The sequence below is a fragment of the Variovorax sp. PvP013 genome (assembly GCF_050435945.1).
Taxonomy (GTDB): domain Bacteria; phylum Pseudomonadota; class Gammaproteobacteria; order Burkholderiales; family Burkholderiaceae_C; genus Variovorax.
Genome location: NZ_JBNDLF010000007.1, coordinates 39,787 through 63,901, shown reverse-complemented (window position 1 = coordinate 63,901; position 24,115 = coordinate 39,787). Strand labels below are relative to the sequence as shown.

The window sequence follows — 24,115 nt, the reverse complement described above, 5'->3', positions numbered from 1 at the left end:
ATGTCCCAGCCCACCGCCATCGTCGTCGAGGACGAACCCCAGATCCGGCGCTTCGTGCGCCTGGCGCTCGAAGCCGAGGGCTGGACCGTGTTCGAGGCCGGGACCCTGCGCGACGGGCTCGCGGCGGCGGGCACCCGCCAGCCGGACCTGCTGGTGCTGGACCTGGGCCTGCCCGACGGCGAGGGCGTCGCGCTGATCCGCGACGTGCGCCAGTGGTCGGGCGTGCCCATCATCGTGCTGTCCGCCCGCGTCGAGGAGGCCGAGAAGATCGCGGCGCTGGACGCCGGCGCCGACGACTACCTGACCAAGCCGTTCGGTACGGGCGAACTGCTCGCCCGCGTGCGCGCCAACCTGCGCCGGCAGCGCGCCGCGAGGAACGACGCCGATCCGGCGCTCCGGGTGGTGCGATTCGGCGACATCGAGGTCGACCCCGCCGCGCGCACCGTGCGACGCGCCGGCGCCGGGGTCCATCTCACGCCCACCGAGTACCGCATGCTCATGGTGCTGGTGGCCAACGCGGGTCGCGTCCTCACGCAGCGCCAGCTGCTCCATGCCGTCTGGGGACCGGCGCACACGGAGCAGAACCATTACCTGCGCATCTACATGGGGCACCTGCGCCAGAAGCTGGAGGTCGATCCGACGCAACCGGTGCACCTGCTGACCGAGACGGCCGTCGGCTATCGACTGGTCCTCTGAGGACCGGCCCGGCGCGGGATCAGGGTCGATCGGGCCGCTGCAGCGGCCCCCATCCGTCGCGCAGCAGTTCGACGACGAGCTGAGAGACCCCGTCCCAGATGATCTGGACGCCCAGGCACAGCAGGATGAAGGCCGACAGGCGCAGGAAGATCACCGCGCCGGCCTCGCCCAGGGGCTTGAGCAGCTGCTGCGCGTAGCGGAACGCGAGGTAGAGCAGCGCCGCCACGGCCAGCAGCGCGAGCACGCCTCCGCCCATGCGGGCCATCGAGACCGAGACGCGCGCATCGGAGAGCGATACGCCCACCGTGATGGCGGCGGCGATGGAGCCCGGTCCGCAGCTGATCGGGAACGTCAGCGGGTAGAAGGCCTGGCGCTGCGCCATCTCCGCCGTGAAGCTCTCGGCGAGTTCGGTGCGGCTGGTCACCGTGGCCTGCGTCGTGGTCAGCAGGCGCCAGGCCGTGGCCGCGACGATCAACCCGCCGCCGACCCGCACGATGGGCAGCGCGATGCCGAAGAAATCCAGGACATAGGAACCGACGAGCATCGCGCCCAGGAGCAGCCAGAACATGTTGCGGGCGATGCGGCGCGCGAGCAGTTCGTGCGTGATCGGGGAAGCCCCTTCCGTGAGGCCCAGGAAGATCGGGGCGGTGGCGGCCGGATTCAGGATGGGCAGCAGCGCGGCCAGGACGAACAGGAAACTCTTGCCGAAGGCGCTCAACAGTTCGAAGGTCACGGCGGCTCCGTCTCAGGGCTCGGAAGCGGCCGGGTCCGCGATGGCGCGCAGCCGCCGCCGCAAGGCGCGCTCGCGACGCTGTTCCTCCGCATGGTCTTCGCGCAACCCCCGCCACAGCGAGACTGCCATCAGCACGATCACGATCGTGAAAGGCAGGGCGAACACGATGGTCGCGGTCTGCACCGACTTCAGCCCGCCGGCCATCAGCAGGCTCGACGCGATCCCCGCCACCAGCAGGCCCCAGGCGATCTTCACCCAGGCACTCGGGTTCGGCCGGCCTCCCATACTCATCATGCCGAGCACCAGCACGGCCGAATCGCCGGAGGTCACGAAGAACACGATGACCAGGATCGTCGCGATGCCCGACATCAGCGTGCCCAGCGGCAGGTGTCCGAGCATGGCGAACAGCGCGGTCGACACGTCGGCCTCGACGGCGTCCGAGATCGGCACGTGCTGCATGATCTCCAGGTTCAGGGCCGTGCCGCCGAAGACCGAGAACCAGACGAACGCGGCGATGGTGGGCGCGGCGACGGTGCCCAGGATGAACTCGCGCACGGTGCGACCCCGGGACACCCGCGCGATGAACAGGCCCACGAAGGGCGACCAGCTCACCCACCACGCCCAGTAGAAGATGGTCCAGCCTCCCACCCAGGTGCTGTCGCGGAACGGCGTCATGCGCAGGCTCATGCGCACGAACTCGCTCACGTAGTTGCCCAATGTCGTGGTCATCGTGTCGATGATCGCGATGGTGGGTCCGACCACGAAGACCACCAGCGACAGGAGCGCGGCCAGCAGCAGGTTGATGTTGGACAACCACTTGATGCCCTTGGTCACGCCGCTGACCGCCGAGGCGATGAACAGCGTCGTGGTCACCGCGATGATGACCAGCTGCGAGGACTTGTCGACCGCCAGTCCGAACACGGCCTCGAGTCCGCTGTTGATCTGCAGCGCACCCATGCCCAGCGACGCCGCCACGCCGAAGGCCGTCGCGACCACCGCGAGCATGTTGACCAGCGGCCCGACGTGTCGCAGCGGCGCCCAGGGCAGCGCCTCCACGGCCGTGCTCACCAGGGCGGCACCGCCTCGGCGGAACTGGAAGAACGCGATGGCCAGCGCCACGATGCTGTAGACCGCCCAGGGGTGCAGACCCCAATGGAAGAAGCTGTATCGCATGGCCGCGCCGGCGGCCTCCGGGGTGCGGGCCGCGATTCCCGGTGGCGGTGCGCCGTAGTGCGAGACGGGTTCGGCCACGCCCCAGAACACGAGGCCGATGCCCATCCCGGCCGCGAACAGCATCGCGAACCACGAGCCGATGGAAAACTCCGGTTCCTCGTCGTCGGCACCCAGTTTCAGGTTGCCGTAGCGACCGAATGCCAGGAACAGCGCGAGGATCACCAGGCCCAGCACCACCCACAGGTAGAACCAGCCGAAATTGCGTGTGATGACCGCGAGCGCACCGTCGAACACGGTGCCCAGATGCGCGGGGGACACGACGCCCCACAGAACGATGGCCAGGATGAAGCCGGCCGAAATGATCAGTTGCACGCGATGTTTCTTGCAGAGGAATGAGCCTGGATGGCTCGAGATGGAAAAAACCCGACGAGTCCCGGATCGAAGGTCGTTCGATCGGGCGGTCCGATCTTCGGCACGGCGCGGCCGGCGGGGATGGAATTCCGCGCGTCGGCGTCGGCGAGGCGGCGGGGGATGATGCCGATGGACGAAATCGCTCGCATGGTAGCGCAGGCACGCGGATGGATCGCGTCGCCCGGCGGCATGGATGGCACCCCGGCGGGATCTCGGTGGGGCGCGTCCGCGCCGCCGGGGCCCGTGGGCGACGTCCCGGGCGAGGGGTTTCGTCGCACGCCGGGGAGCCGTCAGTCCTTCACCGGGTTCAGGACGAAGCGGAAGTCGAGGGTGTAGAACGGCACGTCGCTGCGGGCGCCATCGGGCGTCGTGCCGGGAGCGTGCTCGACCCAGTCGGCGACGAGCGAGGACCGCACGCCGAAGACGGCGTCCGAATCGAGGTAGCGGTCGCCGTTGCGGAACACGTGGGTGATCAGGCGCTCGTGGCCCGGCGCGGTGATCATGAAATGGAGGTGGGCGGGGCGCCATGGATGGCGCCCCAGCGCGTCGAGCATCCTGCCCACGGGCCCGTCGTGCGGGATGGGGTAGGCCTCCGCACGGACGGTCCTGAAGTGGAAATGCCCGGCCGCGTCCGCCGTGAGCGTGGCACGTGCGCGATGCGGCGCGTCGTCGCCGTACTGCACGTCGTAGCGGCCCGCCGCGTCGGCCTGCCAGACCTGCAGTTCGGCGTGAGGCAACGGACGTCCGTCCGGCCCGCAGATCGTCCCGCGCACAAAGCAGGGCTCGCCCTGGGCGCCGTTGGCCACGTCGCCGCCCAGCTCGACCCGTGGGGAGTCCTCGACGTGGAAGGGGCCGAACACCGTGGCCTCGGTGCAGCCTTCGGGCTTCCTGTGGTTCAGCGCCGTCACCAGCATCGAGAGGCCCAGCGTGTCCGACAGCAGGATGAATTCCTGCCGCTTGTCGGTGGTGATGTGGCCGACCTCGGTGAGGAATTCGATGCCTTGCATCCATTCCGCCTCGGTCAGGCGCGTCTCGCGGGCGAAGGCATGCAGGTGCTGGATCAGGCTGGTCATCAGCTCGCGCAGCCGGGCACTGGCCGCGCCGGCATGCGTGCCGATGACGGCGCGGGTGATGTTGTCTTCGTCGAGGTTTCGCAAGGCTGTCTCCGTTTCGTCGTCGCGATGGGTGTCGATGCGGTCGATGAAACCAGAGAAAGCCGCGTCGGGTGGAAATCCCGCGCGCGGACACCGGAAGAGAAGGGGTTTCCCCGAGGGTTCGACGGCGCGGACGAGATGCATCAGGCGTGCGCGGGCGCCGGCGTCAGGCCGAGCGCCAGCAGGCCGCGATAGCCGGAGGGCGACGTGCCGGCGGCGGCCTTGAAGAACCTGCTGAAGTAGGCGGCATCGGAAAAGCCGAGCTGGACGGCGACGTCCGCGACCGTCGCGTCGGTGTGCGCGAGCATCCGTCGAGCCTCCAGCGCGACGCGCTCGTGGACCACGTCCAGGGCGCTCGTGCGACCGACGCCGCGGCAGACCCGGCTCAGGTGGTCGGCCGTCACCCCGAGCGCGCCGGCATAGAAACCCAGGGGCCGGTGTTCCCGGAAATGCCGCTCGACCAGGGTTTGGAAGCGCTGCACCAGGGTGTCGCGCAGGACCTGCCGCCGCCTGCCGCCGCGCGGCGACCGGACATGGCGCAGGAACCACAAGGCCAGCAGGATCGCATGCGCGTTCAGGGCCTCGGCCCGGCCGTCGTGCTGGCAGGCGAACTCCCGGCCGAGCAGGTCGAAGAGCCGGAAGCAGTCCTGTCGCTGCGCATCGGGCGACGACAGGTCGATCGAGATCGATTGCGACAGCCGGGCCGCCGTCGCGGGGGAGTGGGCCGACAGCGCGGCCAGCACCGTGCTGGGGATGCTCACCTGGCGGCCCTGGCTGCCCGGCACGTAGACGAAACCGTGCACGACGCCAGGGGCGATCATCAGGGCGTGCGGCGCTTCCAGCACCCGATGCTCTCCGTCCAGGGCGAGGGTCATGCCGCCTTCGGTCAGCAGCTGGAACTGGTGCAGTTCGGCGTGCCGATGGGCCGGAATCGTCCACCCGTACTGCGCGGCGCGCAACTCGATCGGTTCGCAGTGGAGGCTGTCGTCGGGTCGGAAGTGCCGTACCTCGCGGAAGGGCACGACGAGGAGCTTCTGAGCGTTGGCGGCGGGCATGGGACGTGATCCTGAGGCCGGAAATCTACCTGCCGAGGGCCCATTCGTCCATGGTCGCCTGCCCGCCCCGTGCCTAAGCTCCCGCCATACCAATCAGGAGACGGACATGGTGGATCGACGTGAATGGCTGCGGCGCGGCGCGGGTGCCTGCGCGCTGGCTTCCCTGGGATGGCCCCTCGCGGGCCGGGCGCAGGCCCTGGCCGGCAATGCCGCCATCGTCTCCGGCTTTCCGGCCGGCGGCATGGGCGACAACGTCGCGCGACCGGTGGCCGAGAGGCTGCGGGGCCGCTACGCGAGCAGCCTCACGGTCGAGTCACGCACCGGTGCCGGCGGCCGCATCGCGGTCGAGTACGTGAAGCGGGCGGCGCCCGACGGACTCACCATCCTGCAAGTGCCGAGTTCGCCGATGGTGCTCTATCCGCACACCTACCGGAAGCTCGGCTACGACCCGCTGGCGGATTTCGCGCCGGTCTGCTCCACCGTCACCTACGCCTTCTCGTTCACGGCCGGGCCGGGTCTGCCGGCGGAGATCCGGACCGTCGAGGACTACGTGCGCTGGGCTCGCGCCAATCCCAGGCAGGCGACCTACGGCGTGCCGGCGGCGGGCTCGGCGCTGCACTTCGCCGGCATGCTGCTGCAGAAGGCCGCCGGCATCGAGATGACCAGCGTGGCCTACCGGGGCGGCGCGCCGCTGCTCAACGACGTGCTGGGCGGGCAGGTGCCCGTGAGCTTCAACGTCGTCGGCGAGGTCATGCCCTACGTGCGCAACGGCAAGCTGCGTTCGATGGCCGTGACGAGCGCCGACCGCTCGCCCTTCCTGCCCGGCGTGCCGACGCTGGTGGAGCAGGGCTACCGGGACATCGCGGTCGAGGAATGGCTGGGCTGGTTCCTGCCGGCGCGGACACCCCGGGCCACCGTCGACCTGCTCAACCGCCAGGTGCGCGAGGCCCTCGACGCGCCCGACCACGTCGCGCAGCTGGCCACCCACGGGCTGCAGCCGATGCACCAGTCGCCCGAGGACTTCGCGCGCCGCGTCAGGGCCGACCACGAGCGTTGGGGGCCGATCGTGCGCGCCACCGGCTTCACGGCGGAGGACTGACGCCATGATCCGACTCACGGGCGCCGAGGCGCTGGTGCGCGTGCTGGCGGCGGAGCGGGTGCCGTTCGCCTTCGGCATCGTCGGCGGCAAGCTGGCGCCGCTGATGCACGCGCTGTCGCGGCAGGACGCGGTGCGCTTCGTCGGCGTGCGCCACGAGGCCACCGGGCCAATGATGGCCGCGGCGGTGCATGCCGGCTCGGGCCGGATGGCGGTCGCGCTGGGCGAGATGGGGCCGGGCGCGCTCAACCTGGCCTCGGGCATGGGCGTGGCGCTGAACAACAACCTGCCGCTGCTCGCCATCACCACCAACCAGCACCGCGCCGCCGCCTACCCGCACAGCGGCATGTTCATGGACCTCGACACCCGGGCCGTGTTCGCGCCGCTGACCCGCTGGAACGCGGTCGTCCACGATCCCCGGCGCATTCCCGAGCTCGCCCGGCGGGCGTTCCGCGAAGCCCTCTCGGGCCGGCCCGGCCCGGTGCACTTGGACATCCCGCAGGACGTGCTCGCCGCGCCGACCGACTACGCGGACGACGAGTTCGACCTGGCGCCCTCGCGCTACCGCGCCACGCTGGGGCCCCGGCCGGCCCGGGCGCTGGTCGAGCAGGCGGTGGCGCTGCTGCGCTCGGCGCGCCGGCCGTTGATCGTCGCCGGCGGCGGCGTCGTCGCCAGCGGCGCGGCCGACGCGGTGCGGCGCATCGCGCGGCGCCTCGGCGCGCCGGTCGTGCCGACCCAGATGGCGCTCGGCGTGGTGGCCAGCGACAGCCCGCACTTCATCGGGCACGGCGGGCTGATCGCGGGCGAGGCCGTGCGCGCGGCCTTCGACGCCGCCGACGTGATCCTGGGCGTCGGCTGCCGCTACTCGTCGTGGATGTGGGACGAGCGCGGACCGTACGCGCGCCGCCACCACCGCACCATCGGCATCAACGTCGATCCCTCGGCGCTCGGCCATCCCGCGCTGCACGAGGTCGCGATGCAGGCCGATGCCGGGTTCGCGCTGGAGGACCTGCTGGACGCGCTGGGCGAGGGGAGCGCGGCGGAGGGCGCGGGGGAGGGCGCGGAGCCGGGCTGGCTCGGACGCTGCCGCGCGGTGCGCGCGGGCCACGAGGCGACCCTCGCGGCCATGGCCGCCGAGCGCACCCCCGTGATGCACCCGGCGGCGTTGGCGCAGGCCGTGGCCGCCGCCCTGCCGGCCGACGCGCTGGTGGTCTTCGACGGCGGCCACACCACCTTCTGGAGCAACGACCTGACGCCGGTCGCCGAGGTCCGCACGCGCTTCCACGAACCGGGCATGAGCCACCTCGGCTTCGGCCTGCCCTGCGGCATCGCGCTGAAGCTGCAGCATCCGCAGCGGCCGGTGCTGAACATCACCGGCGACGGCTCGTTCGGCTTCACGCTCAACGAACTCGACACGGCGCGCCGCGCGGGCGCGCCGGTCGTCACGGTGATCCACAACAACGAGGCCTGGGGCATCATCCGCGCCGGCCAGAAGGCGCAGCTGGGCTTCGAGTTCGGCACCGGGCTGGAGGGCACCGACCACGCCGCCATCGCACGCGGCTTCGGCTGCTTCGGGGAGCGGGTCGACCGCGTCGAGGACGTCGCGCCGGCGCTGGCGCGGGCCTTCGCCTCGGGGCTGCCCGCCGTGCTCGACTGCCGAACGCGCTTCGTGCCGCATCCGGCCGGGCCGCTGTTCGGCGCCATGAACCGTTTCGGCTTCGACGCCCTCGCACGCGCCGACGCGCCTTCCGCCCACCCCGTTCCACCCGACAAGGACACGACACCATGAACGACATCCGCATGCTCATCGGCGGCGAGGCCGCGGCGGCCGCCGACGGCCGCACCTTCGAGCGCGCCAATCCGCTCGACGGCCGGGTCGCCACCCGCGCGCCCGCCGCCTCGCCGGCCGACGCCGCGCGCGCCGTCGACGCCGCCGCGGCCGCCTTCCCGGCCTGGGCCGCCCTGGGTCCGACCGAACGCCGGGGCCTGCTGCTGCAGGCCGCCGCGGCGCTGGAGGCGCGCACGCCGCGCTTCGTCGAACTGATGGCGGCCGAGACCGGCGCCGCGTCGCCCTGGGCCGGCTTCAACGCGCACCTGGCCGCCTCGATGCTGCGCGAGGCCGCGAGCCTGACGACGCAGATCGCCGGCGAGGTCATCCCGTCGGACGTGCCCGGCAGCCTGGCGATGGGCCTGCGCGTGCCCGCGGGCGTGGTGCTGGGCATCGCGCCTTGGAACGCGCCGGTGATCCTGGCCGTGCGCGCCGTCGCCACGCCGCTGGCCTGCGGCAACACGGTGGTGCTCAAGGGCTCGGAGCTGTGCCCGGCCACGCACGGCCTGATCGTCGAGGCCCTGCAGGCGGCCGGACTGCCACCCGGGGTGGTCAATTTCGTCACCAACGCGCCGGCCGACGCGGCGGCGGTGGTCGAGGCGATGGTCGCGCACCCGGCGGTGCGGCGCGTCAACTTCACCGGTTCCACGCACGTGGGCCGCAAGATCGCCGTCACCTGCGCGCAGTACCTCAAGCCGGTGGTGCTGGAGCTCGGCGGCAAGGCGCCCTTCGTGGTGCTCGACGACGCCGACCTCGACGCGGCGGTGGACGCGGCGATCTTCGGCGCCTTCGCCAACTCGGGACAGATCTGCATGTCGACCGAGCGCATCGTGGTCGACGAGGCGGTGGCCGACCGCTTCGTCGAGAAGCTCGCGGCGCGCGCGGTGGCCCTGCCCGCCGGCGACCCGCGCGAGGGCCCGACGGTGCTGGGCTCGGTGGTCGACCGTTCCACCGTCGCGCGCTGCAACGCCCTGATCGACGACGCCCTGGCCAAGGGCGCGCGTCTGGTGTGCGGCGGCCGGGCCGACAGCACGCTGATGCCGGCCACGCTCCTGGACCACGTCACGCGCGAGATGGCGATCTACCACGACGAGAGCTTCGGCCCGGTCAAGCCGATCGTGCGCGTGCGCGGCGTCGAGGCCGCCGTCGCCTGCGCCAACGACAACCCGTTCGGCCTGGCGGCGGCGGTCTTCGGCGGCGACCTCGGGCGCGCGCTGCAGGTCGCGCGGCGCATCGAGTCGGGGATCTGCCACGTCAACGGACCCACCGTGCACGACGAGGCGCAGATGCCCTTCGGCGGTGTGAAAGACTCGGGCCACGGCCGTTTCGGCGGCCGCGCCGGTGTCGAGGCCTTCACCGAACTGCGCTGGATCACCGTGCAGACGGGGCCGCGGCACCATCCGTTCTGAAACCCTTCCCTCCTTCCTCATCGCATCGCCATGACGACCACCACCACCCTGACCCCTCTCACCCTCGCCCAGGCCCAGCAGATCATCGCCGGGGCGCTGCTGCAGTCCGAACGGTCGGGCTACGCCCCCATGGGCATCGCCGTGCTCGACGCCGCCGGCCACCTCAAGGCCTTCGCCAGCGAGGACGGCGCGAGCATGTTCCGCTTCGAGGTCGCGCAGGCCAAGGCCTGGGGGGCGGTCGGCATGGGCGTCTCCAGCCGCGTGCTCGGCGAGCGCGCCAAGGGCAATCCGAACTTCTTCGTCTCGCTGGCGGCCACCGCGTCGGGCCGCTTCCTGCCGCAGACCGGCGCCGTGCTGATCAAGGACGCCGAGGGCCGCACCATCGGCGCCGTCGGCGCGAGCGGCGGCACGGGCGACGAGGACGAGGCGATCTGCATCGCCGGCGTGACCTCCGCCGGCCTCGTCGCCGGCTGAGCGTTCAGGCGCCGCCGAAGAGCTGGTGCACGCGCGTGCGCAGCCAGACGCTGGCGGCGTCCTGGTGGAAGCGCCGGTGCCAGAACTGGTGCACCTCCACCGTCGGCGACTCGAAGGGCGGGGCCACGATGCGGATGTCGCCGTGGCGCTCGCAGATGCCGGCCAGGTCGCGCGGCACCGTGGCGACCAGGTCCGACCCCTCGACGATGGGCAGCAGGCTCATGAAGTGCGAGAGCACCACCACCACGCGGCGCTCGACGCGCCGCAGCTGCAGCGCCTGCTCGAGCAGGTGCTCGCGCCCGTCGGGGCTGACCACGGCGTGCGAGGCGGCCAGGTAGGTCGGGAGCGTCATCCGCTCGCCGACGGCCGGATGGTCCTTGCGCACGATGCACACGTAGTCGTTGACGAACAGCTTCTGCATGAAGAAGCCCGCCTTCTGCAGGTCCGGCAGGTAGCCGATCGCGAGCTCGGCCGCGCCGGAGGCCAGCGCGTCGGCGGCCGCGTGGCGCGCCATCGCCATCGTGCGCAGGGTGCAGCGCGGCGCCTCGGACGCGAAGGCCGCCAGGATGCGCGGCAGGAAATGCACCTCCGCGATGTCGGGCAGGACGATCGCGAAGGCCTTGGTGGCCGCGCCGGGGTCGAAGGCCGACGCCGGCAGGATCTCGCTGCGGATCGCCTCCACCACGCGCAGCACCGGCTCGGCCAGCTGCGACGCCCGTGGCGTCGGCTGCATGCCCGCCGGCGTCTTGACGAACAGCGCGTCGTCGAACAGCACCCGCAATCGCGCCACCGCCGCGCTCATCGCCGGCTGGCTCAGCCCGATCGACTCGGCCGCGCGGGTGACGCTGCGGTGCTCGGCCATGGCGGCGAAGGCCACGAGCAGGTTCAGGTCGACCTCGGCGATATCCATGGCGTGGATTCTATGTATACGAGCGATCCGCTTCATCGATGGAGTGCGCCTGCCTAGACTGCCTGCCAACGGAGACGAGGCAGATGGAAGAACGACCCCGACACAGCGGCGAGGACGGCCAGGGCGGCCCGCGACGCCTGCGCTGCGCCTGCGGCATCGACGTGCACGCGCACGTGGTGCCGGCGCGGTTCCCGGCCTACCTCGGCCGCCGCGCGCCGGCCGACTGGCCCTCGACGCTGGCGGCGCCGAGCGTGAACGGCCTGTGCCACCGGCAGGTGATGATCGCCGGGCGCAACTACCGCACCGTCTCCGAGAAGTGCTGGAGCGCGACGCGGCGCCTGGCCGACCTGCCCGGCATGGGCCTGGCCCACCAGGCGATCTCGCCGATGCCCGAACTGCTGTCCTACTGGATGGACGCGGCCGACGCGCAGCAGCTGCTGCGCTTCCTCAACGAGGAGATCGCCCGCATGGCGGCCGAGTCCGGCGGCGTGCTGATCGGCCTGGGCGCGGTGCCGCTGCAGGACGTCGACGCGGCCATCGCCGAGCTGCGCCACGCCGTCGGGACGCTCGGCCTCGCCGGCGTGGAGATCGGCAGCAACGTCGACGGCACGCCCATCGGCGACGCGCGCTTCGATCCGTTCTTCGAGGCCTGCGAGGCGCTCGACGCGGCGGTCTTCGTGCACGCGCTCAAGCCCACCGGCATGGACCGCGTCGCCGGACCCGCGCCATTGCAGCAGGTGCTGGGCTATCCGACCGACGTCGGCCTGGCGGCGGCCTCGGTCGTCACCGGCAACCTGCCGGTGCGCCGGCCGCGCCTGCGCCTGGCGTTCAGCCACGGCGGCGGCACCTTCGCGTCGCTGCTGCCACGGCTGCAGAAGGGCTGGTCGGTGTTCCCGGCGCTGCAGGAGCACATGCCGGTGGCGCCGGCCGAGCAGGCGGCGCGGCTGTTCTTCGACACCCTGGTGTTCGACCCCCGGACGCTGGCCCACCTGGTCGGGCGGTTCGGCGCGTCGCGGCTGATGCTGGGCACGGACTACCCGTTCAACTTCCACGAATCCGCGCCGCTGGCGCCGCTGGCCGCGGCCGGGCTGGACGACGCGCAGATCCAACAACTCACCGAAGGCACCGCGCGCCGCTTCCTGGCGCGCGCGTTCGGTCCTTCGACCCACAAGGAATCCCCATGAGCTCTCCCTGGATCGGCGGCCTGCGCAGCGTCGCGCTCGACGTGAGCGACCTCGCGCGCGCCGAGGACTTCTACACCCGCGTCTGGCACCTCGACGTCGCGGCGCGCGGCGACGGCGTGCTTTATCTGCGCGGCACCGGCGCCGACCACCACCTGTTGGCGCTGCACCAGGGCGGAGCGGCCACCGCGATCCGCCACGTCACCTTGCGCGCCCGCAGTCGCGCGGCGCTCGACGAGATCGCCGCGGCCACCGTGCGCGCCGGCGGCACCGTCGTGCGCGCGCCGGCGCCGCTCGACGAGCCCGGCGGCGGCACCGCCGTCACCGTACGCGACCCCGACGGGCGCGTGCTGCGCGCCGTCTTCGGCGACGCCGCGCATGCCGATGCCCACGAGGCCAGGGACCGGCCCTCGCGCCTCGCGCACGTGGTCCTCAACAGCCACGACGTCGAGGCGACGCGGCGCTTCTTCGAGCAGGCGCTGGGCTTCACGCTGGCCGACCGCACCCGGATCATGGCCTTCATGAACTGCGCCGGCGACCACCACAGCGTGGCGCTCGGCGACGCCGACAACGACGCGCTCAACCACATCGCCTTCGTGATGCCGGACCTCGAATCGGTGATGCGCGGCGGCGGCCGCATGCGCGACGCCGGCCACGCGATCGAGTGGGGTCCGGGCCGCCACGGACCCGGCGACAACGCCTTCAACTATTTCGTCGGCCCGTTCGGCGAGGTCATCGAGTACACGGCCGAGGTCGAGCAGATCGACGACACCTACGTCGCCCGCGGCCCCGAGGACTGGAAGTGGCCCGCCGGCCGGGTCGACCAGTGGGGCATCTCCCAGCCGCCGACGGCGCGGCTGAAGGAGGCGCAGCGCCGGGTCCTCTTCGCCCCGGTCGCCCCCGCCAGCGCCACCGACGCCACCGACGCCTGAATCCCTCCACTGCCATCCCGAGCGACGATCCCATGAAATTCACCACCTTCCTGCAGGACGGCCAGCCCCGCCTGGGCCTGGTCGACGGCGCGCACGTCATCGACCTGAACGCCGCCGATCCCGCCGTGCCGCCCGGCCTGCGCGCCGCCCTGGCCGCCGGCGTCGACCTCGCCGCCGCCGCCGGGCGCGCGCTGGCCTCGGACGCGCCGCGTCGGCCGCTGGCCGGCCTGCGGCTGGCGCCGCTGGTGCCCGAGCCCGGCAAGATCGTCTGCCTGGGGCTGAACTACTTCGACCACGCGAAGGAGGGCGGCCGCGAGAAGCCCGACTACCCCTGGTTCTTCTTCCGCGGCGCCAGCTCGCTGATCGCCCACGGCGAGGCCGGCATCGCGCCGCGCGTCTCGGCGAAGTTCGACTACGAGGCCGAGCTGGCCCTGGTCGTCGGGCGGCGCGTGCCGCGCCACGTGTCGCAGGAGGACGCCCCGTCCTACGTCTTCGGCTACACCTGCTTCAACGACATGTCGGTGCGCGACTACCAGAAGCGCACGCCGCAGTGGACCATCGGCAAGAACTTCGACGGCACCGGCGGCTTCGGCCCGGTGCTGGTGACGGCCGACGAGCTGCCGCCGGCGGCTGTCGGACTGAAGATCGAGGGGCGCCTCAACGGCCGGGTGATGCAGAGCGCCGACACCACCGACATGATCTGGGGCGTGGCCGAGACCCTCGCGCTGCTCAGCGAGGTGCTCACGCTGGAGCCCGGCGACGTCGTCGTCATGGGCACGCCCGCGGGCGTCGGCCAAGCGCGCACGCCGCCCGTGTGGCTGAAGGCCGGCGACACCTTCGAGGTCGAGATCGAGCGCATCGGCACGCTGGCCAACCCGATCCGCGCCGAGGACTGAGGCCATGGACATCGACGAGGAACGCGACGTGTTCGACGTCGCGGTGGTCGGCTTCGGCCCGTCGGGCGCGGTGGCGGCGGGTCTGCTGGCCAAGGAAGGCTTGAGCGTCTTCGTCTGCGACCGGCTCGCCGAGGTCTACGACAAGCCGCGCGCCATCGCCATCGACCACGAGGTGATGCGCGTGATGCAGCAGCTGGGCGTGGCAGAGGCGGTCGCCCGGCACGTCGAGCCCTTCACGCCCTCGGCCTACTACGGCGCCGACGGCCGGCTCATCAAACGGCTGACGATGGTCGCGCCGCCGCATCCGCTGGGCTACACGCCCTCCAACGTGTTCACGCAGCCGCCGGTGGAGGAACTGCTGCGCGCGCACGTGCGGTCGGCGCCCGGCACGCGGGTCGTGCTCGGCGCCGCGCTGGCGTCGCTGGCGCAGGACGAGGCGGGCGTGACGCTGCGCATCGCCGACGTCGAGGGCGGCGGCGCGGCGCGGACGGTGCGGGCCCGCTACGCGATCGGCTGCGACGGCGCCTCCAGCACGGTGCGCGGCCTCGCCGGCCTGGCGCTGCACGACCTGGACTTCGACGAGCCCTGGCTGGTGGTCGACGTGCGGGTCAACGAGCGCGGCTTGGCGAAGCTGCCCGCGACCAGCGTCCAGTACTGCGAGCCCGACCGGCCCTGCACCCTGGTCATCGGTCCGGGCAACCACCGGCGCTGGGAGATCTCGCTCAAGCCGGGCGAGGACCCGCGCGAGGTCGTGCGGCCCGAGGTCACCTGGCGGTTCCTGGAGCGCTGGCTCACGCCGGAGGACGGCGAGCTGTGGCGCCAGGCGGCCTACCGCTTCCACGCGCTGGTGGCCGAGCGCTGGCGCGACCGGCGCGTCTTCGTCGCCGGCGACGCCGCGCACCAGCAGCCGCCCTTCCTGGGCCAGGGCATGTGCCAGGGCGTGCGCGACGCCGCCAACCTGGCCTGGAAGCTGGCGGCGGTGCTGCGCGGCGACATCGAGGGCGACGCCGCCGAGCGCCTGCTCGACAGCTACGGCGAGGAGCGCGGCCGCCACGTGCGAACGCTCACCGGGCGCATCAAGGCCATCGGCGCGGTCATCGGCGAGCGCGATGCCGATCGCGCCCGCGAACGCGACGATCGCCTGCTCGCCGAGTGCGGCGGCGTGGTGCGCGACACGCCGCGCCAGGACGTGATCCCGGGCCTGGAGACCGGCTGGCTCGCGCCGGGGGCGCATCCGGCCGTCGGCACGATCTTTCCGCAGCCGTGGATCGACGTCGACGGCACGGCCACGCGCCTGGACATGCTGGCCGGCGACGGCTGGTGGCTGGCGCTCGACGGCGAGCGCATCGACGCGGCGGCGCTCGCCGACGCGCTGCCGGCGCGACCGGCGCCGACCGTGCTGCGCTTCGGCGCCGACGCGCTGCGCGAGACCGAGGGCGTGGTCGCCGGCTGGTTCGACCGCCACGGCTGCCGCGCGGCGATCGTCCGGCCGGACCGCTATGTCTACGGCGTGGCCGGCGACGCCGGCGAACTGCGCGCGCTGCTCGACCGGCTCGCGCGCGACTGGCGCTGAAGCGATTCCCCACCTGGGACGAACACAAGACGAGGAGACGACACATGGACCGCAGAACCTTCCAGCTCGGGCTGGCCCTGGCCGCGCTCGCCGGCACCGGCCGCGTTGCCGCCCAGGGCGCCTGGCCCGACCGACCGGTGAAGCTGGTGCTGTCGCAGCCGGCCGGCTCGGGCCCCGACAACGTCGCGCGGCTGCTGGGCGACGGCCTGGCGCGCGCGCTGGGGCAGCCGGTGGTGATCGACAACCGCCCCGGCGGCCAGAACGTGATCGGCGCCCAGGCCGTGGCCCGCGCGGCGCCCGACGGCTACACGCTGTACTTCGCCACCGCCGCCGCGCTGGTGACCAACAGCTACCTGTTCCGGAACCTGCCCTACGACCCGCTCAAGGATTTCGCGCCGGTGGCCTTCGTGGCCAACAGCCCGTTCGCGCTGCTCGTCAACGGCGACTCGCCGATCCAGTCGCTGCCCGACCTGCTCGCGCGCGGCGCCCAGGCGCCGGGCCGGCTGTCGATCGCCAACGAGGGGCCGCGCACCTTCGGCGGCATGATCGCGCGGCTGGTCAACGTGCGCGGCCGCGCGCAGGCCAACCTGGTTTCCTACAGCGCGGTGGGCGTGGCGGTGCAGGACGTGATGGGCGGCCACGCGGACGCCCTGGTGGCCGACGTGGCGTCGACCTCGCAGCTGGTGCGCCAGGGCCGCCTGCGCATGCTGGCGGTGACGTCGGCGAAGCGCGTGGCCGGCTGGGAGGCGGTGCCGACCGTCGCCGAGACCCTGCCCGGCGTCGACATGAGCGGCTGGATGGCGCTGGTCGCGCCGACCGGCACGCCCGCCCCGGTGGTCGCGCGCCTCAACGCCGAGGTCGAGCGCTTGCTGCGGGACCCGGCCTTGGCGCAGCGCATGCTGACGGTCGGCCCGATCGCCGCGCCCGGCGGCTCGCCCCGCGACGTCGAGGCCTGGCTCGTCGCCGAGCACCGCCGGCTCGGTCAGGTCGCGTCGGAGATCGGCCTGCTGCCCGAGTGACCGTCGGCCGTCGACGCGACGGCGCAGGCGCGACGCGGAGGCCGGGACGGGTCGTGAAGGGAGCCGCGGCGGCCGAGAAAGCGCGCCGGGACCGCCTCGCCGCTCGCGCGTGGCCGATGCGAGGAGACGTCGCCGACTTCGACCCGAATTTGTCCGAAGTTGGAGCTTGTCCGGCTGAAGATGCGCCCCTAGTATTCGCCTGCGACCGGCCACACGATGCCGGACGAAGCGACGGAGACACATGCCTGAACGCTGGAGCGGCCTGACCGCCGACGAACTGCTGCTGCTGGAAGCCACCTTCTGGTCGTCCGGCGGCTCGCGCCATGGCATGGCCGAGCGGCTGGCCTTCTCCAAGAGCAAGGCCAACGCGCTGATCGCGGGCCTCGTCGACCAGGGCGTCCTCGCCGAGGCGGGGTTGCGGCCCTCGTCGGGCGGCCGCCGCGCCGAGAACCTCCGGCTCAGCGACTCGCTGGGCGTGCTCCTGGGCATCGACATCGGCGCCACCCGCCTCGACATCGCGCTCCTCGGGCCCGATCTGCGGCCGCTCGCGCAGCACGTCGAAGCCGCCGACGTGCGCCAGGGGCCGGGCGTGGTGCTGGCGCGGGTGCGCGTGCTGCTGCGCGACATGCTCGCGAGCGCCGGCATCGATGCGCGCCGGGTGATCGGCATCGGCATCGGCGTGCCCGGGCCGGTCGACTTCCAGAGCGGCCAGCTGGTGAACCCGCCCCTGATGCCGGCCTGGGACGGCTTCTCGATCCGCGACCTGCTGCGGGAGGACTACGCCGCGCCGGTCTTCGTCGACAACGACGTGAACCTGATGGCGCTGGGCGAACTCTGGCGGCTCAAGCGCTCGCTGTCGAACTTCCTCGTCGTCAAGGTCGGCACCGGCATCGGCTGCGGCATCGTCTGCCATGGCGAGGTCTACCGCGGCGCGGCCGGCTCCGCCGGCGACGTCGGCCACATCTGCGTCGACCTGGACGGGCCGCGCTGCCATTGCGGCAACGTCGGCTGCGTGGAAGCGATGGCCGCCGGCCCGGCGATCACGCGCATGGCGACGCGGGCCGCCGCCGACGGCGAGAGCGAAGCCCTGGCCGAATGCCTGCGCCGGACGGGACGCATCGAGGCGGCCGACGTCGGCCACGCGGGCCGCGCCGGCGACGTGGCGGCCAACGGCATCATCCAGAAGGCGGCCGGCCTGCTCGGCCAGATGCTCGCGTCGGTGGTCAACTTCTTCAACCCCTCGCACATCTTCATCGGCGGCGGCATCACGCAGGTGGGACCGCTGTTCCTGGCGGCGGTGCGGCAGAGCGTCTACCAGCGCTCGCTGGCGCTGTCGACGCGGCACCTGGAGATCCAGTACACGCCGCTGGGCGCGCAGGCCGGCGTCATCGGCGCGGGCGTGCTGGCGATGCAGGAAACGCTCAGGGTGCGGGGGGTGGCGCCGTGACGGGCATCGCGACGACGCCGTCGCCGCCGGCCGGCGTGGCGGTCGACTTCGACGGCATCGTCAAGGCCTTCGGGCCGGTGCGGGTGCTCCACGGCGTGAGCTTCTCGCTGGCGCCCGGCCGGGTCTACGGGCTGCTCGGCGAGAACGGCGCGGGCAAGTCGACCCTGATGAAGATCCTCGCCGGCTACGAGCAGCCGACCGAGGGCGCGCTGCGCATCGACGGCACGCCGCGGCGCTTCGCCGGCTCGCGCGACGCCGAGGCGTTGGGCATCGTGCTGATCCATCAGGAATTCAATCTGGCCGAAGACCTCAGCGTGGCGCAGAACATCTTCCTGGGCCACGAGAAGAAGAAGGGCTGGCTGCTGGACGACGCGTCGATGACGCGCGACGCGGCGGCGGCGCTGGCCCAGGTCGGCCTGCGGGTCGAGCCGCGTACCAAGGTGCGCCGGCTGATCGTGGCCGAGAAGCAGCTGGTCGAGATCGCCAAGGCCGTGGCCCGCCGGGCGCGCCTGCTGATCATGGACGAGCCCACGGCGACGCTCACGCCGGGCGAGACCGAGCGGCTGTTCGGGCTGATCGCGCAGCTGCGCGCCGACGGCGTGACCATCGTCTACATCTCGCACAAGCTCGACGAGGTGCAGCGCGTGACCGACGAGGTGATCGTGATGCGCGACGGCCGTTTCGTCACCCGCGCGCCCACCGCCGACGTGACGCGCCAGCAGATGGCCAACCTGATGGTCGGGCGCGAGCTGGCCGACCTCTATCCGCCGCGCGACGCCGTGGCGCGCGAGGGCGCTCCGGCGCTGCGCGTGGCCGGCTTCGGCGTGCCGGGCTGGGCGCGGGACGCGGCCTTCGAGGTGCGTCCCGGCGAGATCCTCGGCTTCGCCGGGCTGGTCGGCGCCGGCCGCACCGAGCTGTTCGAAGGGCTGATCGGCCTGCGGCCCGCGAGCGGCCACGTCGAGATGCTCGGCAGGGTCGTTCCGGACGGGCGCGGCTGGCGCGATCCGCGCGATGCCGCGCGGCACGGCTTCGCCTACCTCAGCGAGGACCGCAAGGGCAAGGGCCTGCACGTGCACTTCGGCCTGCGGCAGAACCTCACGCTGATGGCGCTGGAGCGCTACGCCACGCCCTGGCTCCGGCCCGACGCGGAGCGCGCCGCGCTGGCCGAGGCGGTCGAGGACTACGGCATCCGCACCGGCAGCCTCGACGCGCGCGCCTCGTCGCTGTCGGGCGGCAACCAGCAGAAGCTGGCGCTGGCCAAGGTGCTGCAGCCGCGGCCGAAGGTGGTGGTGCTCGACGAGCCCACGCGCGGCGTCGACGTCGGCGCCAAGCGCGACATCTATTTCCTGATCCAGCGACTGGCCCGCGAAGGCCTGGCCGTGATCGTCGTCTCGTCCGAGCTGATGGAGCTGATCGGCCTGTGCCACCGCGTCGCGGTGATGCGCGCCGGCCGGATCGTGACGACGCTCGACGCCGACCATCTGACAGAAGAACAACTCATCGCCCATGCCACCGGAACGAACTAGACCCACCCCCAGGCTTCGCGCACTGCGTGTCGCTTCGCCGACCCCCTCGCAGGGGGCAACACCGGCGGCCCGGCAAAGCCGGTTCCACGGTGTTCCGGGCTTCGGCCGCGTCCCGGAAACGCATTGAGCACAGGAAAAAACCATGGCATCGACTCCTGAATCGAGCGCCTCCGCGCACCGCGCCGAGAACAAGCCCGGCTGGGCCGAGCGCCTGCGCGGCATCGGGCCGGTCGTCGGGCTGGTGCTGCTGTGCATCGCCGGCACGCTGCTCAACGGCGACTTCGCCACGCTCGACAACGCGATGAACGTGCTCACCCGCACCGCGTTCATCGGGATCATCGCGGTGGGCATGTGCTTCGTGATCATCTCGGGCGGCATCGACCTCTCGGTGGGCTCGATGGCCGCGCTCATCGCCGGCAGCGTGATCATGTTCATCAACTGGGCGGGGCCGGCGACGGGCTCGCCGCTCGCGGCCGTCGTGCTCGGCGCCGCTCTCGCGGTGGTGCTGGGCGCGATGTTCGGCCTGGCGCACGGACTGCTCATCACCAAGGGCCGCATCGAACCCTTCATCGTGACGCTGGGCACGCTGGGCATCTTCCGCGCCTACCTCACCTACTTCGCCGACGGCGGCGCGCTCACGCTCGACAACGAGCCGGCGGACCTCTACGCCCCCGTGTACTACGCGAGCCTGGCGGGCATCCCGGTGCCGGTGTGGGTGTTCTTCGTCGTCGCCGTGGTCGGCGGGGTGATCCTCAACCGCACCGCCTACGGGCGCTACATGCAGGCCATCGGTTCGAACGAGCAGGTGGCCCGCTACGCGGCGGTCGACGTCGACCGCGTGAAGATCCTGACCTACGTGCTGCTGGGCGTGTGCGTGGGCATCGCGACGCTGCTGTACGTGCCGCGCCTGGGCTCGGCCTCGCCGACCACCGGCCTGCTGTGGGAGCTGGAGGCGATCGCCGCCGTGATCGTCGGTGGCACGGCGCTCAAGGGCGGCGCGGGCAGCATCACCGGCACCGTCGTCGGCGCCATCCTGCTGTCGGTCATCAGCAACATCCTCAACCTCACCAGCATCATCAGCGTCTACCTGAACGCGGCGGTTCAGGGCTTCGTGATCATCGTCGTGGCGTTCCTCCAGAGAGGTCGGCGCTAGTTTTTCCCCTCGTCCCGTTCCATCGACACATCCACAGGAGACATCCAGCATGAAGAACCTCACCCGCCGTTTCGCGCTCACGGCCATCGCGGCCGCCTCCCTCGCCGGCCTGCCGGCCCTCGCGGCCGAGAAGGTCAACCTGGGCGTCTCGATCCCGGCCGCCACGCACAGCTTCATGGGCGGCATCAACTACTGGGCCAACCAGGCGAAGAAGGACCTCGAGAAGGAACACAAGGACCTGAAGATCACGATCAAGACCGCCAGCGGCGCACCCGAGCAGGCCAACCAGCTGCAGGACTTCACCACGGTCAGCAAGATCAACGCGCTGGTGATCTTCCCGTTCGAGTCGGCCGCGCTCACCAAGCCGGTGGCGCAGGTCAAGGCCAAGGGCGCCTACGTCACGGTGGTCGATCGCGGCCTGACCGACACCAGCGCGCAGGACGCCTACGTGGCCGGCGACAACACCGCCTTCGGCCGCATCCCGGCGGAATACATCGTGAAGACGCTGGGCAAGGGCAACGTGGTGGCGCTGCGCGGCATCGCGACCACGCTGGACAACGAGCGTATGGACGCCTTCAACGCGGTGCTCAAGAACCACCCGGACGTGAAGCTGCTCGACGCCAAGTACGCCAACTGGAACCGCGATGACGCCTTCAAGGTGACGCAGGACTACCTCACGCGCTTCAAGCAGATCGACGCCATCTGGGCCGCCGATGACGACATGGCCGTGGGCGTGCTCAAGGCCATCGAGCAGGCCAAGCGCGACGACATCAAGATCGTGTTCGGCGGCGCGGGCGCCAAGGGCATGGTCAAGACCATCATGGACGGCAAGGACAAGCGCATCGGCGCCGACGTCAGCTACTCGCCCAAGTTCATCTACGACGCCATCAAGCTGACGGCCGAAGCGCGCCTGAAAGGCGAGAAGCTGCCGGCGACGACGATCATCCCGTCGGTGCTGATCACGAAGGACAACGCCAAGGACTTCTACGTCCCCGATTCGCCGTTCTGATACGGGCTCCGCCCCAGGCTCCGCGCACTTCGTGTCGCTTCGCCCACCCCCTGCCGGGGGCAACGCCAGCGGCCCGGCGAAGCCGGTTCAGCGGCGTTTCGCGCGAAGACAAACCAAATACCCACCATGGCAAGACCCGTCACGCTCTTCACCGGCCAATGGGCCGACCTTCCGCTGGCCGAGCTGGCGCCGCTGGCCAGGCGCATGGGCTACGACGGCCTCGAACTGGCCTGCTGGGGCGACCACTTCGACGTGCAGGAGGCGCTCGCCTCCGCGACCTACGTGCGGGACAAGCGGGCGCTGCTCGAATCGCACGGCCTGCGGTGCTTCGCGATCGGCAACCACCTGGTCGGCCAGGCCGTCTGCGACCCGATCGACGAGCGTCACCGGGCCATCCTGCCCGATCACGTCTGGGGCGACGGCGAGCCCGAAGGCGTGCGCCGGCGCGCCGCCAGCGAACTGGCCGACACCGCGCGCGCGGCGGCGGCCTTCGGCGTCAAGACCGTGACCGGCTTCACCGGCTCGTCGGTCTGGCACGCCATCTACGCCTTCCCGCCGACCACGCAGGCTTTCTGGGACAAGGGCTTCGCCGACTTCGGGCGCCGCTTCACCCCGATCCTCGACGTGTTCGACGCGCACGACATCGATTTCGCGCTCGAGGTCCACCCGACCGAGATCGCCTTCGACATCGCCTCCGCCGAACGCGCGATCGCGGCCGTGAACGGCCACCGCCGCTTCGGCTTCAACTTCGACCCGAGCCACCTGGGCTACCAGGGAGTCGACTACGTCAGGTTCATCCGCCTGTTCCACGACCGCATCCACAACGCCCACATGAAGGACGTGTGGTGGGGCAAGGGCGACGGCACGGTCGGCGTGTTCGGCGGCCACACCAGCTTCGGCGACGCGCGCCGCTTCTGGGACTTCCGCAGCGTGGGCCGCGGCATGATCGATTTCGAATCGGTGATCGTCGCGCTCAACGACATCGGCTACGCCGGCCCGCTGAGCGTCGAATGGGAGGACAGCCGCATGGACCGCGTGCACGGCGCCACCGAGAGCGCGGCCTTCTGCAGGCGGCTCGACTTCGAACCGGCGGCCGGCGCCTTCGACGCCGTGTTCGACAGAAAGCGCCGATGAACGCCCCGCCTTCCTCCACGCCCCGCCGCAAGCTGCGCTACGCGATGGTCGGCGGCGGGCGCGACGCCTTCATCGGCGCCGTGCATCGCCACGCGATCGCGCTCGACGGCCAGGCCGAGCTGGTCGCCGGCGCGCTCTCGTCGAGCCCGGACAAGGCGCGCGCCTCGGGCCGCGACCTGTTCCTGCCCGACGACCGCAACCACGGCGACTGGGCCGCGTTGCTGGCCGACGAACTGCGGCGGTCGCCCGACGAGCGCATCGACTTCGTCGTCGTCGTCACGCCCAACCATGTGCATTTCCCGGTGGCGCAGGCCTTCGTCGACGCCGGCTTCCACGTCGTGTGCGACAAGCCGCTGGTGCACACGCGCGCGCAGGCCGATGCGCTGGTGGCCGCCGTCGCGCGGCAGGGCACGGTGTTCGGCGTCACCTACAACTACGGCGGCTATCCGATGGTGCGACAGGCGCGCGCCATGGTCGCGGCCGGCGAGATCGGCACGGTGCGCAAGGTGGTGGTCGAATACAGCCAGGGCTGGCTCGCGACCGCGCTCGAGGACATCGGCAACAAGCAGGCGGACTGGCGGCTCGACCCGGCGCGCAGCGGCGCTGCCGGTGCGATCGGCGACATCGGCTCGCATGCGGAGAACCTGATCGCCACGGTCACCGGGCTGCAGATCGAGAGCCTCTGTGCCGACCTCGGTTCGCTGGTGCCGGGCCGCGCGCTCGATGACGATGCGAACCTGCTGCTGCGCTTTTCCAACGGCGCGCGCGGCGTGCTGGTGGCGTCGCAGATCAACACGGGCGTGGAGAACGACCTGCGGCTGCGGGTGTCCGGCACGCTCGGCACGGTCGAATGGCAGCAGGAGCGGCCCAACGAGCTGATCCACCGGCCGCTCGACGGACCGGCGCGGCGCCTCACGCGCGGCTCGCCATGGCTGCACCCGGCGGCGCTGCGCGGCAACCGGCTGCCGAGCGGCCATCCCGAAGGCTTCATCGAGGCCTTTGCCGACGTCTACGCCAGCATCTTCGCGGCCATCCGCGCCCGGCTCGCGGGCGCGCCGGACGATCCGCCGGACGCCGTCTATCCGCGCGTCGAGGACGGGGCGCGCGGGGTGCGCTTCATCGAGCGCACCCTGGCGTCGGCGGCGAGCGAGGCGAAATGGACGCCCTGGTGACGGAGGATGCCGCGATGCCCGCGGTCGACCGAGGGATCGACGACGGCGCGGCCGCCCGGGGCCGGAGCGCGGGTGCCGGTCCGCGAGACTGCCGAAGGCCGACGCGCCACCGGGCTGGGCCGGATGCTCCGGAC

Annotated in this window: 22 protein-coding genes; 16 read left to right on the top strand and 6 right to left on the bottom strand. The window is 72.0% G+C overall.

Features of this window, described 5'->3' with window-relative positions:
• Positions 1 to 696 (top strand): two-component system response regulator KdpE, encoded by a 696-nt coding sequence (gene kdpE, locus ABID77_RS17360; RefSeq protein ID WP_429598429.1) that lies wholly within the window; start codon positions 1 to 3, stop codon positions 694 to 696.
• Between the two features lie 19 nt (positions 697 to 715).
• On the opposite strand, the gene ABID77_RS17355 is transcribed toward kdpE, so the two are convergent.
• From ABID77_RS17355 to ABID77_RS17335, 5 genes are all read right to left on the bottom strand, one after another.
• Entirely contained in the window at positions 716 to 1,429 is a 714-nt protein-coding gene (locus tag ABID77_RS17355; protein ID WP_429598427.1) for a MarC family protein, read from the bottom strand.
• Between the two features lie 12 nt (positions 1,430 to 1,441).
• Positions 1,442 to 2,974, bottom strand: coding sequence for a BCCT family transporter (locus ABID77_RS17350; protein ID WP_429598425.1), 1,533 nt, complete (start codon positions 2,972 to 2,974; stop codon positions 1,442 to 1,444).
• Positions 2,965 to 3,213, bottom strand: coding sequence for a hypothetical protein (locus ABID77_RS17345; protein WP_429598423.1), 249 nt, complete (start codon positions 3,211 to 3,213; stop codon positions 2,965 to 2,967). Before ABID77_RS17345 ends, ABID77_RS17350 begins: the two co-directional genes overlap by 10 nt.
• 90 nt (positions 3,214 to 3,303) lie before the next feature.
• A complete protein-coding gene (locus ABID77_RS17340) occupies positions 3,304 to 4,170 on the bottom strand; it encodes an intradiol ring-cleavage dioxygenase (RefSeq protein WP_429598421.1) in 867 nt (288 codons plus the stop codon).
• Positions 4,171 to 4,310: 140 nt separating this feature from the next.
• On the bottom strand, positions 4,311 to 5,222 hold the full coding sequence (locus ABID77_RS17335) for a helix-turn-helix domain-containing protein (protein ID WP_429598419.1): 912 nt from the start codon (positions 5,220 to 5,222) through the stop codon (positions 4,311 to 4,313).
• Between the two features lie 106 nt (positions 5,223 to 5,328).
• Here ABID77_RS17335 and ABID77_RS17330 point away from each other — a divergent pair, with 106 nt between their 5' ends.
• From ABID77_RS17330 to ABID77_RS17315, 4 genes are read left to right on the top strand one after another with little or no spacing between them, the layout of a single operon-like run.
• Positions 5,329 to 6,321 (top strand): Bug family tripartite tricarboxylate transporter substrate binding protein, encoded by a 993-nt coding sequence (locus ABID77_RS17330; protein WP_429598417.1) that lies wholly within the window; start codon positions 5,329 to 5,331, stop codon positions 6,319 to 6,321.
• Between the two features lie 4 nt (positions 6,322 to 6,325).
• A complete protein-coding gene (locus ABID77_RS17325) occupies positions 6,326 to 8,107 on the top strand; it encodes a thiamine pyrophosphate-binding protein (protein WP_429598415.1) in 1,782 nt (593 codons plus the stop codon).
• Positions 8,104 to 9,555, top strand: a complete 1,452-nt coding sequence (locus ABID77_RS17320; RefSeq protein ID WP_429598414.1) for an aldehyde dehydrogenase family protein — start codon at positions 8,104 to 8,106, stop codon at positions 9,553 to 9,555. The genes ABID77_RS17325 and ABID77_RS17320 overlap by 4 nt, the downstream gene beginning before the upstream one ends.
• A gap of 30 nt (positions 9,556 to 9,585) precedes the next feature.
• Positions 9,586 to 10,029: a GlcG/HbpS family heme-binding protein gene (locus ABID77_RS17315; protein WP_429598412.1), complete on the top strand. Its 444-nt coding sequence runs from the start codon at positions 9,586 to 9,588 to the stop codon at positions 10,027 to 10,029.
• A gap of 4 nt (positions 10,030 to 10,033) precedes the next feature.
• On the opposite strand, the gene ABID77_RS17310 is transcribed toward ABID77_RS17315, so the two are convergent.
• Positions 10,034 to 10,939 (bottom strand): LysR family transcriptional regulator, encoded by a 906-nt coding sequence (locus ABID77_RS17310; RefSeq protein ID WP_429598410.1) that lies wholly within the window; start codon positions 10,937 to 10,939, stop codon positions 10,034 to 10,036.
• 83 nt (positions 10,940 to 11,022) lie between these two features.
• Here ABID77_RS17310 and ABID77_RS17305 point away from each other — a divergent pair, with 83 nt between their 5' ends.
• The 11 genes from ABID77_RS17305 (at position 11,023) to ABID77_RS17255 (ending at position 23,981) form a co-directional block, all read left to right on the top strand.
• Positions 11,023 to 12,123 (top strand): amidohydrolase family protein, encoded by a 1,101-nt coding sequence (locus ABID77_RS17305; RefSeq protein WP_429598408.1) that lies wholly within the window; start codon positions 11,023 to 11,025, stop codon positions 12,121 to 12,123.
• Entirely contained in the window at positions 12,120 to 13,052 is a 933-nt protein-coding gene (locus tag ABID77_RS17300; protein WP_429598406.1) for a VOC family protein, read from the top strand. The genes ABID77_RS17305 and ABID77_RS17300 overlap by 4 nt, the downstream gene beginning before the upstream one ends.
• Positions 13,053 to 13,084: 32 nt before the next feature.
• Positions 13,085 to 13,948: a fumarylacetoacetate hydrolase family protein gene (locus tag ABID77_RS17295; RefSeq protein WP_429598404.1), complete on the top strand. Its 864-nt coding sequence runs from the start codon at positions 13,085 to 13,087 to the stop codon at positions 13,946 to 13,948.
• A gap of 4 nt (positions 13,949 to 13,952) precedes the next feature.
• The gene (locus ABID77_RS17290; RefSeq protein ID WP_429598402.1) at positions 13,953 to 15,521 is read left to right on the top strand and encodes a bifunctional 3-(3-hydroxy-phenyl)propionate/3-hydroxycinnamic acid hydroxylase; all 1,569 of its coding nucleotides are present in this window, start codon (positions 13,953 to 13,955) and stop codon (positions 15,519 to 15,521) included.
• Between the two features lie 44 nt (positions 15,522 to 15,565).
• The gene (locus tag ABID77_RS17285) at positions 15,566 to 16,540 is read left to right on the top strand and encodes a Bug family tripartite tricarboxylate transporter substrate binding protein (protein ID WP_429598400.1); all 975 of its coding nucleotides are present in this window, start codon (positions 15,566 to 15,568) and stop codon (positions 16,538 to 16,540) included.
• Positions 16,541 to 16,817: 277 nt separating this feature from the next.
• A complete protein-coding gene (locus ABID77_RS17280) occupies positions 16,818 to 17,987 on the top strand; it encodes an ROK family protein (RefSeq protein WP_429598622.1) in 1,170 nt (389 codons plus the stop codon).
• A 5-nt stretch (positions 17,988 to 17,992) separates the two neighbouring features.
• Positions 17,993 to 19,513, top strand: coding sequence for a sugar ABC transporter ATP-binding protein (locus ABID77_RS17275; protein ID WP_429598620.1), 1,521 nt, complete (start codon positions 17,993 to 17,995; stop codon positions 19,511 to 19,513).
• A gap of 142 nt (positions 19,514 to 19,655) precedes the next feature.
• A complete protein-coding gene (locus ABID77_RS17270; RefSeq protein ID WP_429598399.1) occupies positions 19,656 to 20,666 on the top strand; it encodes an ABC transporter permease in 1,011 nt (336 codons plus the stop codon).
• Between the two features lie 49 nt (positions 20,667 to 20,715).
• Positions 20,716 to 21,675, top strand: a complete 960-nt coding sequence (locus ABID77_RS17265; protein WP_429598398.1) for a substrate-binding domain-containing protein — start codon at positions 20,716 to 20,718, stop codon at positions 21,673 to 21,675.
• 126 nt (positions 21,676 to 21,801) lie between these two features.
• On the top strand, positions 21,802 to 22,809 hold the full coding sequence (locus ABID77_RS17260) for a sugar phosphate isomerase/epimerase family protein (protein ID WP_429598396.1): 1,008 nt from the start codon (positions 21,802 to 21,804) through the stop codon (positions 22,807 to 22,809).
• Positions 22,806 to 23,981, top strand: coding sequence for a Gfo/Idh/MocA family protein (locus tag ABID77_RS17255; protein ID WP_429598394.1), 1,176 nt, complete (start codon positions 22,806 to 22,808; stop codon positions 23,979 to 23,981). Before ABID77_RS17260 ends, ABID77_RS17255 begins: the two co-directional genes overlap by 4 nt.
• The last annotated feature ends 134 nt before the right edge of the window (positions 23,982 to 24,115 follow it).